13 protein-coding genes are annotated in these 16,074 nt (G+C 55.3%); 3 read left to right on the forward strand and 10 right to left on the reverse strand.

Annotated elements, in window-relative coordinates:
• Positions 1-32 precede the first annotated feature (32 nt).
• From mglC to HV355_RS03920, 7 genes are all read right to left on the reverse strand, one after another.
• Entirely contained in the window at positions 33-1,043 is a 1,011-nt protein-coding gene (mglC, locus tag HV355_RS03890) for a galactose/methyl galactoside ABC transporter permease MglC (RefSeq protein WP_010433547.1), read from the reverse strand.
• Between the two features lie 15 nt (positions 1,044-1,058).
• Positions 1,059-2,579 (reverse strand): galactose/methyl galactoside ABC transporter ATP-binding protein MglA, encoded by a 1,521-nt coding sequence (gene mglA / locus HV355_RS03895; RefSeq protein WP_010433543.1) that lies wholly within the window; start codon positions 2,577-2,579, stop codon positions 1,059-1,061.
• A gap of 79 nt (positions 2,580-2,658) precedes the next feature.
• Entirely contained in the window at positions 2,659-3,657 is a 999-nt protein-coding gene (gene mglB, locus HV355_RS03900) for a galactose/glucose ABC transporter substrate-binding protein MglB (RefSeq protein ID WP_010433541.1), read from the reverse strand.
• A gap of 295 nt (positions 3,658-3,952) precedes the next feature.
• The gene (gene galS, locus HV355_RS03905) at positions 3,953-4,975 is read right to left on the reverse strand and encodes an HTH-type transcriptional regulator GalS (protein WP_108416596.1); all 1,023 of its coding nucleotides are present in this window, start codon (positions 4,973-4,975) and stop codon (positions 3,953-3,955) included.
• A gap of 155 nt (positions 4,976-5,130) precedes the next feature.
• Positions 5,131-6,288 carry a DUF418 domain-containing protein YeiB gene (gene yeiB / locus HV355_RS03910; RefSeq protein WP_182400976.1) on the reverse strand — a complete coding sequence of 386 codons (1,158 nt, stop codon included), beginning with the start codon at positions 6,286-6,288 and terminating at the stop codon, positions 5,131-5,133.
• 18 nt (positions 6,289-6,306) lie between these two features.
• Positions 6,307-6,975: a GTP cyclohydrolase I FolE gene (folE, locus tag HV355_RS03915; protein WP_010433535.1), complete on the reverse strand. Its 669-nt coding sequence runs from the start codon at positions 6,973-6,975 to the stop codon at positions 6,307-6,309.
• Between the two features lie 102 nt (positions 6,976-7,077).
• On the reverse strand, positions 7,078-8,226 hold the full coding sequence (locus HV355_RS03920) for a YbfB/YjiJ family MFS transporter (protein ID WP_174339852.1): 1,149 nt from the start codon (positions 8,224-8,226) through the stop codon (positions 7,078-7,080).
• 137 nt (positions 8,227-8,363) lie between these two features.
• Here HV355_RS03920 and fghA point away from each other — a divergent pair, with 137 nt between their 5' ends.
• On the forward strand, positions 8,364-9,191 hold the full coding sequence (fghA, locus tag HV355_RS03925; RefSeq protein ID WP_182400978.1) for an S-formylglutathione hydrolase: 828 nt from the start codon (positions 8,364-8,366) through the stop codon (positions 9,189-9,191).
• Between the two features lie 98 nt (positions 9,192-9,289).
• On the opposite strand, the gene cirA is transcribed toward fghA, so the two are convergent.
• The 3 genes from cirA to yieE all read right to left on the reverse strand — a co-directional run bounded on the left by cirA (position 9,290) and on the right by yieE (position 14,002).
• A complete protein-coding gene (gene cirA, locus HV355_RS03930; protein WP_182400980.1) occupies positions 9,290-11,260 on the reverse strand; it encodes a catecholate siderophore receptor CirA in 1,971 nt (656 codons plus the stop codon).
• Between the two features lie 225 nt (positions 11,261-11,485).
• Positions 11,486-12,955 carry an amino acid permease gene (locus HV355_RS03935; RefSeq protein ID WP_108416602.1) on the reverse strand — a complete coding sequence of 490 codons (1,470 nt, stop codon included), beginning with the start codon at positions 12,953-12,955 and terminating at the stop codon, positions 11,486-11,488.
• 180 nt (positions 12,956-13,135) lie between these two features.
• Positions 13,136-14,002 carry a DNA-binding transcriptional regulator YeiE gene (gene yieE, locus HV355_RS03940; RefSeq protein WP_126817496.1) on the reverse strand — a complete coding sequence of 289 codons (867 nt, stop codon included), beginning with the start codon at positions 14,000-14,002 and terminating at the stop codon, positions 13,136-13,138.
• 98 nt (positions 14,003-14,100) lie between these two features.
• Between yieE and HV355_RS03945 the strand changes: the two genes are divergently transcribed.
• Entirely contained in the window at positions 14,101-15,147 is a 1,047-nt protein-coding gene (locus HV355_RS03945; protein WP_148400419.1) for a YeiH family protein, read from the forward strand.
• 64 nt (positions 15,148-15,211) lie between these two features.
• Positions 15,212-16,069: a deoxyribonuclease IV gene (gene nfo / locus HV355_RS03950; RefSeq protein WP_182400982.1), complete on the forward strand. Its 858-nt coding sequence runs from the start codon at positions 15,212-15,214 to the stop codon at positions 16,067-16,069.
• The last annotated feature ends 5 nt before the right edge of the window (positions 16,070-16,074 follow it).

Below are 16,074 nucleotides of genomic sequence, written 5' to 3' on the forward strand. Positions count from 1 at the left end.
TCAATGAGCGGGCCGGATAATGCGAGATGCCATTATTTCTTACGTGCGTATTTCAGTGAGTCCAGCGCAACCGCGAAGATGATGATGGCGCCCTTAATGATGTACTGCCAGTAAGGGTTCACGCCGATGTAGGTCAGACCGTAGTTGATGACGGTAAAGATGATCACACCGGTGACCACGCCGAGCACGGTACCCACGCCGCCGCTGAAGGAGACGCCGCCCACCACGCAGGCCGCAATCGCATCCAGCTCGTACATGAAGCCAAGGTTGTTGGTGGCAGAGCCGATACGGCCCGCTTCCAGCATCCCGCCGAAGGCGTAGAACACACCGGACAGCGCATAAATCATCAGCAGGTTCAGGGCAACGTTAACGCCGGAGACTTTCGCCGCTTCCGGGTTACCGCCGATGGCGAAAATGTTTTTACCAAAGCGGGTTTTGTTCCAAAGCACCCAAACGAAGGCCACGGCAATCAGCGCATAGAAGGTGATATAGGACAGGCGGAAGCTGCCCAGCGCGATAAATCCTTGCGTAAAGGTCGAGAAGCCGCTGTCAAAGCCCGAGATTGGCGACGCGCCCACGAAGTCGTAGTACAGGGAGTTGATACCGTAAACGATGATCATCGTACCCAGCGTGGTGATAAATGGCGTCACGTTCAGGTAAGCAATGATGATGCCGTTGATCAGGCCGATCACCGCACCGATGGCGCAGACAATCAGGATCACCACGAAAATCGGCATGGTGGCCATTTCCGGGAACACCTTGTTGGCGTTTTCCATCGACTGCAGCAGCGTTGCCGCAATAACCGCCGCCAGCCCTACCTGACGTCCTGCTGACAGGTCAGTCCCCTGGGTGACAATCAACCCCGCCACGCCCAGTGCGATGATGATACGCACGGAGGACTGAGTCAGAATGTTACTCAAGTTCAGCAGGCTTAAGAACGTAGGGTCCTGGAAGATAATAATGGCCAGTAATACTAAAAGAACAACGTAAATACCGCCTTCTTTCAGATAAGTGAGAAAACTTTTCTTATTTAACGCACTCATGAGGAGCCCCTGATCTTAAAGGTGCAAAGACGCAAGACGCAAAATTTCGTTTTGCGTTGTCGTTTTGGTGTCAACAATACCGGCAACGAGACCATTGCTCATAACCAGAATACGGTCTGTGATCCCTAACAGTTCCGGCATTTCGGAAGAAATAATAATGATCCCTTTATTCTTTTTCGCCAGCTCAGCAATCAGCTGATAAATTTCAAATTTTGCACCCACATCAATACCGCGGGTTGGTTCATCCAGCATCAGAATTTCTGGCTGGGTTAATAACCAACGGCCGATAATGACTTTCTGCTGGTTACCGCCCGAAAGCGAACCAATCTGGGTGCGATGCCCTGGCGTTTTGACGCGCATGGAGTCAATTACCCACTGGGTATCGCTCTTCATGCGGGAATTATCCAGCAGACCGATTTTACTTTTATAGTTACGAATGTTCGAAATTAACGAGTTAAAGTTAATATCGAGATAGGCATAAATACCGGTCGAGCGACGCTCTTCCGTCACCAGCGCGAAACCGTTATTAATGGCTTCGTTGGCGTTATGGTTGTTAATTTTTTTACCGTGCAGCGTAATGGTGCCGCCCGATTTTTCCCGGATACCAAACAGGGTTTCAACGATATCGGTACGTTTGGCCCCTACCAGTCCGGCAATGCCCAGAATTTCGCCTTTGTGCAGGTCGAACGAGATATCGCGAATGGACGGCTGGCGCAGCGAGGTGAGATTGCGCACTTCCAGAATCACTTCACCCGGCTTGTTTTCTTTGTCCGGGAAGCGCTGGTTCAGGGAACGGCCGACCATCATGGCGATGATCTTGTCCATGTCCAGCCCTTCCAGCGGCTGAGTGGCAATCCACTGGCCGTCGCGCAGGATGGTAATTTCATCGCACAGCTGGAAGATTTCTTCCATTTTGTGCGAGATATAGACAATGCCACAGCCGCGATCTTTCAGCTTGCGAATAATAGTAAAAAGGTGATTAACCTCTTTTTCCGTTAATGACGACGTGGGTTCATCCATGATGACGATCTTCGCGTCATAGGAGAACGCTTTGGCAATTTCGATCATCTGCATCTGGGAAACGGATAATGTCCCCACGCGGGCGCGCGGATCGATATCAATATCCAGCTCATCGAAAATCGCTTTGGTGTCGCGATACATTTTATCCTGATCGACAAACACACCTTTGGTTGGGTAACGTCCCAACCACATGTTATCCATTACCGAGCGTTGCAGTACCAGGTTTAATTCCTGGTGAACCATCGAGATACCGTTTTCCAGTGCTTCTTTCGCTGAATGGAAATCGATCTCTTTCCCCTGAAAAAGAATGCTGCCAGAATCTTTTTGATAGATCCCAAAAAGACATTTTAATAATGTTGATTTACCCGCACCGTTCTCCCCCATCAAGGCATGAATAGAGTGAGGACGCACTTTTAAATTAACATTATCGAGTGCCTTAACACCGGGGAAAGACTTGTTAACACCGGTCATTTCCAACAAGTATTCACCGGACGACTGAGTAGTTGTGCTGACCATAATTATACCTTGTTGGCCTCGCATATCGCGTTATAAAAGGGCGCAACAAATTGCGCCCAGTGAAGACAAAACAAAGATCTTATTTACCGATAAACTCAGCCAGGTTGGACTGGTCTACGCCCACGTATGGCACGCGAACGATTTTGTTTTCAATTTTCCAGGTCGTGCCGTCAGCAGCACCTTTACCGTCGGCCAGGTTTTTCGCCAGGTCGAAGGTGGCTTTCGCCTGGTTGTTGGCATCGTTCAGAACGGTACCGGCCATCGCACCGGATTTAACCAGCGCCAGCGCTTCTGGCAGCGCATCTACGCCGAACACAGGAATGGAGGATTTGTTGTGTGCTTTCAGGGCTTCAACGGCACCCATCGCCATCGCATCGTTGTTCGCGATCACGACTTCGATTTTGTTGGCGTTCGGGCCAGACAGCCACGCGTCCATCTTATCTTTCGCCTGAGCGGTATCCCACATGGCGGTATCTAACGCCAGCTGCTGGGTTTTCAGGCCCTTGTCGTTCAGCTCTTTAATAACGTAGGTGGTACGGGCTTCAGCGTCCGGGTGGCCTGGCTCGCCTTTCAGCAGAACGAACTGAATTTGACCGTCTTTGTTCAGGTCCCAGTTCGGGTTCGCCGCCCAGTGTTTCGCGATCAGATCGCCCTGAATAATGCCGGACTCTTTGGAGTCAGTACCGACGTAAAACGCTTTGTCGTAGCTATCCAGCGCCTTACGGGAAGGTTCTTTGTTGAAGAAGACGATTGGCACGTTCTGGCCGCGCGCTTTCTCAATAACCGTGCCTGCTGCAGCCGGGTCAACCAGGTTGATCGCCAGGGCTTTCACGCCTTTCGCCAGCAGAACGTCGATCTGGTCGTTCTGTTTGGACTGGTCGTTCTGGGAGTCGTTCATCAGCAGCTGAACGTCTGGCGCTGCTTTCGCATCTTTCTCAATTGCTTTACGCACAACGGACATGAAGTTGTCGTCGTATTTATAGATGGTCACGCCAATACGGGTATCCGCAGCGTGCGCTGCTGCACCAAAAAGCATGCTTGCCATTACAGCAGACAGAGTCAACACCTTCTTATTCATGGTATCTCCGGTTTTTTTTATGCAGGGTAGTTCTTGTGAATAACGGTCGGCGGGCAGGTGTTAATAAAACGTTACTGATCGCCGAAGTTCACTTATAAAATTTCTATCTTCCGTGTTCGGTAACGCTCCAGAAATGCGTTTTATTCGTTGTTTTCGGCTCACTGGCTATAGTGAAAATGATTAATCACCGTTACATAGCGTTTCAGCCTCTAAAACGCTGACATCATAGTCAGCGGCTTGTTAAGATACTGTGAATTTACTCACAGATTGAAAACGGTTACATCACGCCACATAATTAGTTAGTGATCGGAGCCACAGTTTGCCGAATAGAGACAGAATGCCGCCTGACTAAAGTTGGCATGAAACAGTGTGTTGCCTCCGGATCCAGCAGGCCTGCGGCACCCTGTAACGCCAGTTCTGTTGCCAGTTTCGCCATCGAGGCAATGGGGTAACGCACGGTGGTTAACTGCGGGTCGGTGTAACGGGCAATCGGGATATCATCGAAGCCAATCAGCGACAAATGCTGTGGCACCGCAATTCCGTTGTCTTTCAGCGCAGTCAGCGCCCCCGCCGCCATGCTGTCGTTATAGGCAAACACGGCGGAAAGTTGCAGATTACGGCCCAGCAGCTCGACCATTGCGGCTTCCCCGCCCTGCATATCCGGCGTACCGGTTCCTACCCAGCTTTCCAGCGGGACAATGCCGTGCTCTTTCAACGCATTCTGCCACCCTTCCCGACGCATTCCGTCGTCTTCAATCTGGTGGCTGGAAGCAAGATACCCGATGCGCTGATGGCCGTTGCTGATGAGCATCCGCGTCGCCATCATCGCGCCGCTGACGTTATCCAGCCCAACGCAACGGTGCGCGTAGCCTGGGACAATCCGGTTGATTAACACCATCCCGGGGATCTGCTCCATAAACCCGGCCAGCTCTTCGTCGCTTAACGCTTTTGAATGCACAATCAGGGCATTGCAACGCTGGCGTATCAGCACCTCAATGGCATGACGCTCTTTTTCCGCCTCGTGATAGCTGTTGCCAATCAGCACGTATTTCTGGTGCTGCTGGGCGACAACATCCACCGCTTTAACCAGCGCGCCAAAGAAGGCATCCGACACATCCATCACCACGACGCCAATGGTATCGCTCACCTGCGTCGCCAGCGCCTGCGCGTTGGCATTTGGCCGGTACCCAAGCTGGGTCACGGCTTTCATTACGGTTTCACGGGTTTCAGGGCTGACCAGCGCGCTGTTATTCAGCACGCGAGAGACGGTAGCCACGGAAACGCCCGCCAGGCGGGCGACGTCACGAATGGTGATCATGTTCACCATCCTTCATAGGATTGCAGCAACTCACAGACACCCCCTGTGTTTAGCAAGGAGGCTATTTTGGCAGCGAGAAAGAGGGGACTACGTGAAGAAGCTCACACAGATGAAAACGCTTACATCCGTTTTGTTAATGATTGTGATCCAGATCGTTATCCGGATGTATTACGCAATGATACACCCGAAGCATGTGCGGTTAATTTTCGCCAGACCCACTCCAGCGGTCCCTGGCGGAAATAACGCAGCCAGATAACGGAAAACGCCAGGTTAACCATCCAGACCGGAATAACAAACGCCAGCAGCGTGAGTCGGTCGAATTTCATAAACAGGCCAAATCGGTAGAACAGCGTGGTGCAGATCAGCGTTTGCAGGATGTAATTGCTTAACGCCATGCGGCCAACGCAGGCCACGGCGCTGACAATCCACAGGCGGGAAAGCTGCGGCCAGAAGCCGTAGATCAGCGCCGCGTAGCCAATGGTCTGGAACGGGGCGCTAAGCTCACGCGGCACCTGAAGCAGGAAGGCGCACCAGCGGTAATCCCAGTGAAGATGCCACTGCATTATCACCGCCGGGAGATTAATCAGCACGCCGAGCAGGACCAGACCCGCGCCCGTGCGGCGATAGTGGCGCAGGCTGAATTCGCCCTTCAGCCAGCCGGTGCGCATCAGGGATGCCCCCATCAGCATCATCCCTGCCAGCTGCCAGCCGTACTGCGCGCCCAGCGCAAGGAGATTATCACCGAGCATATCGGCCCGATTACCGATCGCCTCAGCCCCCCCTTTCAGCTTCCAGAACTGCTCATACTGCAGGTTGGCCGCGTCGGGGATCCACGAGCGGTTTGTTGAATCGCCAGAGATAACGCCCAGCAGAAACAATACGCAAAGCCCCATGGCATAGAGCATCACGCCGGTGTTGAACAGGCTTTTTACGCTGGGCGCATCGCGGATAAGACGCCAGCAGATGAGCCCAACTAACCCGTAGGCGAGCAGAATGTCGCCATCCCAGAAAAACAAACCGTGAATAAAACCGAGGATAGCCAGCAGCGTTAAACGAGACTGGATCCAGCGCGTGCCGCGTTTGAGCAGAAGCTGCAACCCTGCGCCAAACAGCAGCGCAAACAGCGTCAGGAATTTAACCTGCGCAAAGAGATCGAGGATCGCCCATGTCCAGGCATCGCTTCGGGTGATATCGCCGTACCAGGCGGGATTGAGATAAGCGGCCTTCGGCAAACCGAAGGCGCTAATATTGAGCAGCAGGATACCGAGAATGGCGACGCCGCGAACAAAATCGAGCGTGACGTTTCGCTCCATGGTCCCTGCCCTGTCTGATTAATTGTGGTGACGCACGGCGCGCAGGAACTCCTGGCGGGTGTTCTGGCTCGATTTAAACAGACCGCCCAGCGACGTGGTGGTGGTTGCGCTGGTCGCATCACGCACGCCACGCGCTTTCACGCAATAGTGCACAGCGTCGATAGAGACCGCCACGTTACTGGTGCCCAACAGCGTTTGCAGCGCGGTCAGGATCTGCTGCGTCAGACGCTCCTGCACCTGCGGACGCTGGGAGAAGAATCGCACGATACGGTTGATTTTGGACAGGCCGATTACCGTATCTTTTGGAATATACGCCACGGTCGCTTTGCCATCGATGGTCACGAAGTGGTGCTCGCAGGTACTGGTGAGCGTGATATCACGCACCGTCACCATCTCATCGACCTTCATTTTGTTTTCAATGACGGTGATTTTCGGGAAATTGGCGTAATCAAGGCCAGAGAAGATCTCGTCTACGTACATTTTCGCGATGCGCTGAGGCGTCTCCATCAGGCTGTCATCGCTCAGATCGAGATTCAGCAGTTGCATGATCTCGGTCATATGCCCGGAAATCAGACGCTTACGGGTTTCATTATCCAGTTCCTGAACCGGTGGACGCAGTGGCGTTTCAAGACCGCGCGCAACCAGGGCTTCATGGACCAGAGCAGCTTCTTTACTGAGTGATGACATTCTTTTCTCCTGCAGGTGTGGCGTCTTTTGCCCTCGTTGTGGCAAAAGTGTGCGCTCATTGTGCGTGAGGCGGCGCACATAATCCAGTATTCACGACGATAATTATTGCAATTGCTGCTGCCTTTCAGCCTGACGGTTCCAGACCAGTGCCCCGCCGATGAACAGCGCGATGCCCGCCAGCCCCAGCGCAGGCTCCAGCCGATGCGTTAACCAGGTGGAGAGCGCGGACGTCACAGGGCCAATCAGCTGGCCGATGGCATAGCCGGTGGTGAGCAGTCCCGCCATATAGCGCGTGTGGTTCGGTGCCAGCTCGCGACCGTAGAGCAGAGAAAGCTGCACGGCACATAAGAACCCGCCGCCGACCAGCAGACCGCCCGTCAGCAAACCGCCAATGCCCGGCAGAAGCCAGGCGGCCAGCACGCCTGCACCCTGTAACCACAAAACAATCGCCAGCCTGCGGTTAGCCGTGGAGGTATGGCGCAGTAGGATGCTGAGCACAATGCCGATGACGGCAGCGAAACCGAAAATCGGCCAGACAAACTGGGCAAACAGGCTGCCGGGAAAACGCACCGCCGCCATTTGCGACAGGAAGGTCGCCGGGAGGATATAGCCAAACCCCGCGAGGCTGTAGCTCCAGACCAGGCGCTTTAAATCCGCCGTCAGCACCAGCGGTTCCGGTGCGGTGCCGGGTCGATGAAGTTGACCCGCACGCGGTAGATAGCGTGCCACCAGCGCAATCAGCACCAGCGCCAGCACGCCGTAAATCTGCCATGCCGCCCCGGCAGAGAGCGCCTTCGCCTGAATATAGACCGCGAGCAGCCCGCTCAGGGCAATGCCTGCGCCCGGCCCGGCAAAGACAGCGGCGCTAAGCCCCGGTTTGCCCAGCTGACCCAGCCGTTCGTTGGTCCAGGCGGCTATCAGCACCATAGACCAGCCGCTCATGCAGCCGATCACGAAGCGCAGTAAACCATGAACCACGGCGTTATCCGCCGCAGCCGAGAGCAGCGTCAGCGCAACCGCGCCAGTGATGCCCAACCAGAGGCGTGTTTCCACAAATCGATGGGCGCGCATGGCATCCCACGCCCCGACCAGATAGCCCAGATAGTTCATCGCCGCCACCAGACCCGCACTGGTTAGCGTGAGTTGCCCGGCGGCAATCATCAGCGGTACCTGAGGCGTAAAGGCAAAGCGCCCGATCCCCATTGCCACCACCAAAACCACAAATCCGCTGAGCGCGATACGCAGCGCCATGACCGCTCCAGTTGTTAAAGAAAAGTAAATTTATGATGCAGTATCTGAGCGTAAGGGGAAAGTGAAAGTTACTCCAGGTCAATGAAAACTCTGTATTATGGATTTTATGAATACGTATCATCATTAAGGAGCCTTGCATGGAACTGCTCGAAGAGCATCGTTGTTTTGAAGGTCGACAGCAGCGCTGGCGGCACGACTCCACCGTACTGAACTGTGCGATGACGTTCAGCATTTTCCTGCCGCCGACGGAAAAACCGCCGGTTCTGTTCTGGCTTTCTGGCCTGACCTGCAACGACGAAAACTTCACCACCAAAGCGGGTGCGCAGCGTATTGCGGCAGAGCTTGGCATTGCGCTGGTGATGCCAGACACCAGCCCGCGTGGGGATGAGGTCGCCGACGATGCCGGATACGATTTAGGCAAAGGCGCCGGATTTTATCTCAACGCGACCGAGCAGCCGTGGGCGAGCCACTACCGCATGTATGACTACATTCGTGACGAGCTGCCTGCGCTGATTCAGGCGGAGTTTGCAGTGAATGACCGTTGCGCCATCAGCGGGCACTCAATGGGTGGTCACGGTGCGCTTATCATGGCGCTGAAAAACCCTGGGAAATACACCAGCGTGTCGGCGTTTGCGCCGATTGTGAACCCAACGCAGGTACCCTGGGGGCAAAAAGCCTTTACTCACTATCTGGGCGATAATGCAGAAACCTGGCAGGAATGGGACTGCTGCGCGCTGATGCTGGCAAGCCAGACAGAGGATGCGATACCAACGCTTATCGATCAGGGTGATGCGGATCAGTTCCTCGCCGGACAGCTACAGCCTGCGGTGCTGGCTGAAGCGGCTCGCCAGAAAGACTGGCCGCTGACGCTACGCATTCAGCCGGGGTATGACCACAGCTATTACTTCATCGGGTCTTTTATTGAAGATCATCTCCGCTTCCATGCGGAGCACTTGTTCGCATAAGTGCGTGCGATTGCCGGGTGGCGGCTTCGCCTTACCCGGCCTACGTTCGCGGGTTTGTAGGCCCGGTAAGCGAAGCGCCACCGGGCATAAAGGTTACATCAGAACGTATAATCCACGCCCACAAAGTAGCGACGACCATCTTCCGTATAGCTGTAATCGTCACGGCTCAGGTCTTTATCCAGCAGGTTCTGCACGCCTGCGCGCAGCTTAACGGCTTTCGTTGCCTGCCATGCCGCACCGGTGTTCCAGATAACGTAGCCGCCCGGCGTCGGTTCACCGCTGGTAAGCGCGCGTTTCTCGCCTTTATAGTTACCCTGCACATAGAACGACCAGTCCTGAGTTGCCTTCCAGTCAACGGTTCCGTTGGCGGTGTGGAACGGCAGTTCGGAGAGCGGCTTGTTGCCGCCGTTGCTGATATCACGGCCATCGTTGTAGGTGTAGTTCAGCGTGACTTTCCAGTCTTCCGCAATCGGGAATTTCAGCTCGGTTTCCACCCCACGGATACGCGCCTTGTTGACGTTGTAATAGCGGAAAATGGGTTCGCCGTCGGCGTTCAGCCCAACATAGTTCGGGTAGCTTTGCGCCTGGTTCACGTTAGCCGTACGGCTGATGCTGATGCGGTCGTCCACGTCGTTCTGGAAGGTGGTGATGCTGGCCTGCACGCCCTCTAGCCAGCCCTCTTCCCCGCTGTAGTAAAGGCCAAGCTCGAAGCTTTCGCTGGTTTCCGGCTTCAGATCCGGGTTACCGACAATCTCGCAGGCGCCGCGGCAGGAACCGGTGATCCAGTCCGGGCTGAGCTGCAGCAGCGATGGCGCTTTAAACGCGGTGGCCCAGCCGCCTTTCACCGTGACGGTGTCGGTCGCGTTGTAGACCAGATAGGCACGCGGGCTCCAGTGGTCGCCGTAGGTTTCATGGTCATCCATACGGATGCCGGTGGTCAGCGCCAGCGGCTCGAAGATACGCCATTCATCTTCAAGGAACAGCGCGTACTGGCTTGCCGAGGTCGTGCTGCTGGTACTCCCTGTCAGGTTGACCGGATCCTTCAGCTTATCGTGACGCCACTCGCCGCCGAAGGTCAGCAGCTGATTGATTTCGCCCAGCGGCAGGACGTATTTCCCGTCAACCGCGTTGCTCTCGGAGGTAATCGGACTGCTGTTGCCCGGGTTTTTGTTGTCGACCTTCTCGCCGTACACCTTCAGTTCACTGTTGCCCACGCCCCAGCGGCCGTTGTGGCTCAGGGAGTAGTTCTGGCGCTCAAGGCGGTTTTTGTCGAGGGAGTCAGAGTCGCGATCCTGGCGGTCGAAGCCGTATCCCGCGGTAAAGTCATGATTTTCCGTCGGCGTCCAGGCGAATTCGACGTTGGCATCGCGGCTGGTGAAGCCTTCGATACGCGGCGTTTCACCGTTCGCAGAAGTAGAGGAGCGTTGCTGATCGTCTTTTTCACGTTTAGACACGCTGCCGTAGGCTTTAAGCCCCAGCACGCCGTCCACCAGCGGGCCGCTGGTGTAGAACTGACCGTTGTTGGTGTCACCGCGGTCGCGGTGTTCCTGAATGGTTGAATCCGCGCTCAGGGTTCCGGTCCATTTCTGACCGATTTTTTTAGTGATGATGTTGACCACGCCACCCAGCGCATCGGAACCGTAGAGGGAGGACATCGGGCCGCGCACCACTTCGATCCGCTCGATGGCGTCGACAGGCACCCAGTTCAGGTCAAAATCGTTGTGGCGGAATACCGCATTGCGGGAGCTAACGCGTTTGCCGTCGACCAGAATCAGCGTGTAGCTGCTGTCCAGACCGCGAATACTGACTCCTTTGCGGTTGTCCCCTTCGTTTGTGAGCTGCACGCCGGGCACATCCTGTAACACATCTTTCAGGTTCTGAACGGGCTTACGCTTCAAGTCTTCCTGAGTAATGACGCTAATGCTCGCCGGTGCGTCTTTCAGGTTTTGCTCGGTCGCGGAGGCCGTTACAACCAGTGTGTCGCCAGATTCCGCAGCGATGACAGGCAGTGCCAGGGACATTGCGGACGCACAAAGTCCTCCCCTGACGAAGGGATTCAACCTAAACATTCCATATCTCCATGAGGTAAATACAACTAAATCAACTGATTATTGCTCACAACGCCTTAGGGGCCGCCCGCATCTTCGGCAGGTCGGTGTGCTGCTTATTATTTCGTAACGATAAAGCAAACGATAATTATTATCAATTCAATTGTTAAAAATTATATCCGTTCTGCATACTGTGGAGATAAAAAAGCCCGCTCAGGTGAGCGGGCTAAAAGAGAGGAACTGCGGTTATTGTTTAAATCGTTCCGGGAAATCCATTTCACTGTAGCGAACGAAGTGGGTTCCTTTCGTCAGTTTGTAGCCAAACCAGATGATCAGGAACAGCGGAATTCCGATGTAGGTGGCCGTGACAGCGCCCCAGTCAATGGAATCCGCAAGGAAGGCTTCATAGTTCTGCCCCAGGGTAATAATCAGGCACAGAATGAAGGCGAAAATCGGCCCCAGCGGGAAGAACCCTGAGCGGTACGGCAGGTTATTCAGGTCATGGCCCTGCATCACATAGCCGCGGCGGAAGCGGTAGTGGCTGATGGCAATCCCCAGCCAGGCGATAAAGCCCGTCATCCCGGAGGTATTCAGCAGCCACAGGTAGACCGTCTGATTACCAAACATAGAGGTCAGGAAGCACAGACCGGCAATCACCGTAGTTGCATACAGCGCATTACGCGGTACGCCGCCACGTGACAGTTTGGCAAAAATACGCGGGGCTTTACCGTCGCAGGCCAGGGTGTACAGCATACGGGTGGATGCATACATGCCGGAGTTACCCGCAGACAGCACCGCCGTCAGGATCACCGCGTTCATCACCGCCGCCGCCGAGAGCAGACCCGCGTGCTGGAAGACCAGCGTGAACGGGCTGACGCTGATGTCTTTGACATCGTTACGCAGCAGGCTCGGGTCGGTATACGGAATAATCAGGCTGATAATCAGAATAGCGAACACATAGAACAGCAGAATACGCCAGAACACCTGACGCACCGCGCGCGGAATGTTCTTCTCCGGGTTTTCAGACTCGCCGGCCGCAATACCGATAAGCTCGGTTCCCTGGAAGGAGAAGCCGACAATCATCGCCACGCCAATCATCGCCGAGAAGCCCCCGGCAAACGGCGCATCGCCTATCGTCCAGTTACTCCATCCGGCAGGCTGAGCGCCTTTAAAAATACCCACGATCATCGCCACGCCGACAACGATAAAGATGATGACGGTAGCCACTTTAATTAAAGAGAACCAGTATTCTGCTTCGCCGAAACCGCGCACGGAGATGTAGTTCAGCAGGAAGATGACGGCCAGGAACAGGGCGCTCCAGATCCAGCCCGGCGTATCCGGGAACCACCAGTTCATCACCAGCTGTGCGGCGACCAGGTCAACGGCGATAGTGACCGCCCAGTTGTACCAGTAGTTCCAGCCCAGCGCGAAGCCGAAACCTTCTTCAACGTATTTTTGCCCGTAGGTTGAAAACGAGCCGGACACCGGCATGTAAGCCGCCAGTTCGCCCAAACTGGTCATCAGGAAGTAGACCATCAGGCCAATCAGGATATAAGAGAAGAGTGCCCCACCCGGGCCTGCTGCCGAAATCGTTGCGCCAGAGGCAACGAAAAGACCTGTACCGATTGAACCGCCGATAGCGATCATCGTCAGGTGACGCGCCTTAAGTTCGCGACGTAGCGCGGGCGCTTCTGTGGTTTTAGTTTCTGAAACCATGTGAAAATGCTGTCCATTTATTAAATGAGGCGCGATTGTAGCAGACGATCTCCGTTCCTTCCGGCAGAAATACCCAGTTATAAGAGAGCTTCATGACTCGGCCAGGATTATAAGTAAAGCATAAAAATGTGGGGTGACGGGCGCGCGTAGCCCCGGTAAGCGAAGCGCCACCGGGGAACGTTAAATGGCGCAGTAGCGCAGAAAACGCTGCAGCGAGCTGGAAAGGTGTTTCTGGCGATGGTGAATGCACCACAGCGTGCGCACCAGCTTCGGCAGAGGAATGGGAATTTCGACCAGCGATCCGACCTCAAGCTGTTCAGCGATCACGCGCCGCGAAAGACAGCTGATGCCCAGTCCATGACGCACCGCGTGCTTAATGGCCTCTGAGTTGCCCAGCTCCATCCCCAGCTGGAACTGCGGCAGATGGGAGAGCAGCAGGTAATCGACGATTTCACGCGTGCCGGAACCCTGCTCGCGCAGGATCCACTGCGCCTGCGCCAGACGTTCCAGCGTCACCTCGCCCTGTAATAAAGAAGAGGCCGGGGAGGCAAACACCACCAGTTCATCTTCCAGCCAGGGTTCGGCAATGATATCCACGTTGTGGCACGGCCCTTCAATCAGGCCGATATCGACGCGGAAATCGATCACCGCGTTAATCACGTCCTGGCTATTGCCCACGCTCATCTCCAGCGGCAGCGTCGGGAAATCACGGCGGTAGCGGGCTATCACCTCCGGCAGGATGTAGTTACCAATGGTGCTGCTGGCAAACACGCGGATCGCGCCGTTGTCTTCGCGAAACAGCTGTTCAATTTCGATGGCCTGTTCCAGTAATGCCAACGCGCGCGGGTAAAGCAGACGGCCATGTTCGTTGACCACCAGCCGCTTCCCTACCCTGTCGAACAGCTGCACGCCCAGCTGCCCTTCGAGATCGGTCAGCGCCGCACTGACTGCAGACTGCGAGAGCGCCAGCATCTGCGAGGCCTGGGTCGTCGATCCACTCTTCAGCACTTCAGCGAAGACTTCCAGTTGACGCAATGTAATGTGCATGGTTGTTTACCACTTATATAGATTAATTATAAATATATAATCAATTTTATTTTTAAGCCAGTGCGCCGTAACCTTTAAGCCAGACAAAGGAGAAGGTTATGTCAGAACTCGCCTTACAACATCATCGTACAGTGTGGCACTTCGTGCCGGGTCTTGCGCTTAGCGCCGTGATAACCGGCGCAGCATTATGGGGCGGCAGCATTCCCGCTGTTGCGGGCGCAGGTTTCAGCGCCCTAACGCTGGCCATTTTGCTCGGCATGGTCGTGGGAAATACCGTTTACCCGCATATCTGGAAATCCTGCGACGGCGGCGTGATCTTTGCCAAACAGCACCTGCTGCGTCTCGGGATCATTCTTTACGGCTTTCGCCTCACCTTTTCGCAGATTGCGGATGTGGGTGTGAGCGGGATTGCCATTGACGTCCTGACCCTGACCAGCACCTTTTTACTGGCCTGCTTTATCGGCCAGAAAGTCTTTGGGCTGGACAAGCACACCAGCTGGTTGATCGGTGCCGGGAGCAGTATCTGTGGGGCAGCGGCGGTGCTGGCAACAGAACCGGTGGTCAAAGCAGAAGCCAGCAAGGTAACCGTGGCGGTGGCGACGGTGGTGATCTTCGGTACGCTGGCGATCTTCCTCTACCCGGCGATGTATCCCCTGGTCGCCCACTGGTTTAGCCCGGAAACCTACGGCATCTATATCGGTTCGACCATGCACGAAGTGGCTCAGGTAGTCGCAGCAGGACACGCCATTAACCCGGAAGCCGAAAACGCGGCGGTGATTGCCAAAATGCTGCGCGTGATGATGCTGGCCCCGTTCCTGATTTTCCTGGCCGCGCGGGTTAAACAGCTGGCTCCGGCTGGCGGCAGCGAGAAGAGCAAAATCACCATTCCGTGGTTTGCGATCCTGTTCATCGTGGTGGCAATCTTTAACTCCTTCCACCTGCTGCCGAAAGCGGTGGTGGATATGCTGGTGACGCTGGACACCGTGCTGCTGGCGATGGCGATGGCGGCGCTGGGTGTGACCACTCACGTCAGCGCGCTGAAAAAAGCCGGTGCGAAACCGCTGCTGATGGCGCTGGTGCTCTTCATCTGGCTAATTATCGGCGGTGGCGCGATTAACCTCGCCGTGCACAGCCTGATGGCATAAACCACTACATCCTTCTCCTGTTAACCCGCTATCATAAGCATTTCGGGTTAACAGGAGTCCCTTTATGAAATACGTTGGAGCGCACGTTAGCGCCGCCGGTGGCCTTGCGAATGCCGCCATTCGCGCCGCCGAAATCGAGGCAACCGCTTTCGCCCTGTTCACCAAGAACCAGCGCCAGTGGCGCGCCGCCCCACTCACTACAGGCGTGATTGATGATTTCAAAGCCGCCTGTGAGAAATACCACTACGGGCCTGGCCAAATCCTTCCCCACGACAGCTACCTGATTAACCTCGGGCACCCGGTTCAGGAAGCGCTGGATAAATCACGCGAGGCGTTTCTTGATGAAGTGCAGCGCTGCGAACAGCTGGGGCTGACGCTGCTGAACTTCCATCCCGGCAGCCATCTGATGCAGATTGACGAAGATGCCTGTCTGGCGCGCATTGCCGAGTCCATCAACATGACGCTGGACAAGACCCAAGGCGTCACCGCGGTGATTGAGAACACCGCCGGTCAGGGCAGCAACCTCGGCTTTAGGTTCGAACATCTGGCGGCCATTATTGACGGCGTGGAAGATAAATCCCGCGTCGGCGTGTGCATTGATACCTGCCACGCGTTTGCGGCCGGGTATGACCTGCGCACCACCGAGGCAACGAAAAACACCTTCGAAGAGTTCGAGCGCATCGTGGGCTTTCAGTACCTGTGCGGCATGCACCTGAACGATGCAAAAAGTGCGTTCGGCAGCCGCGTTGACCGCCACCACAGCCTGGGCGAAGGCAACATCGGCCATGATGCGTTCCGCTTTATTATGCAGGACGCCCGCTTCGACGGTATTCCGATGGTGCTCGAAACCATTAACCCGGATATCTGGGCGGAAGAGATTGCCTGGCTGAAGGCGCAGCAAACCGCTGAACAGGCGGCATAAAAAAA

It is taken from the genome of Enterobacter sp. RHBSTW-01064 (genome assembly GCF_014103035.1).
GTDB classification, from domain to species: Bacteria; Pseudomonadota; Gammaproteobacteria; order Enterobacterales; family Enterobacteriaceae; genus Enterobacter; species Enterobacter mori.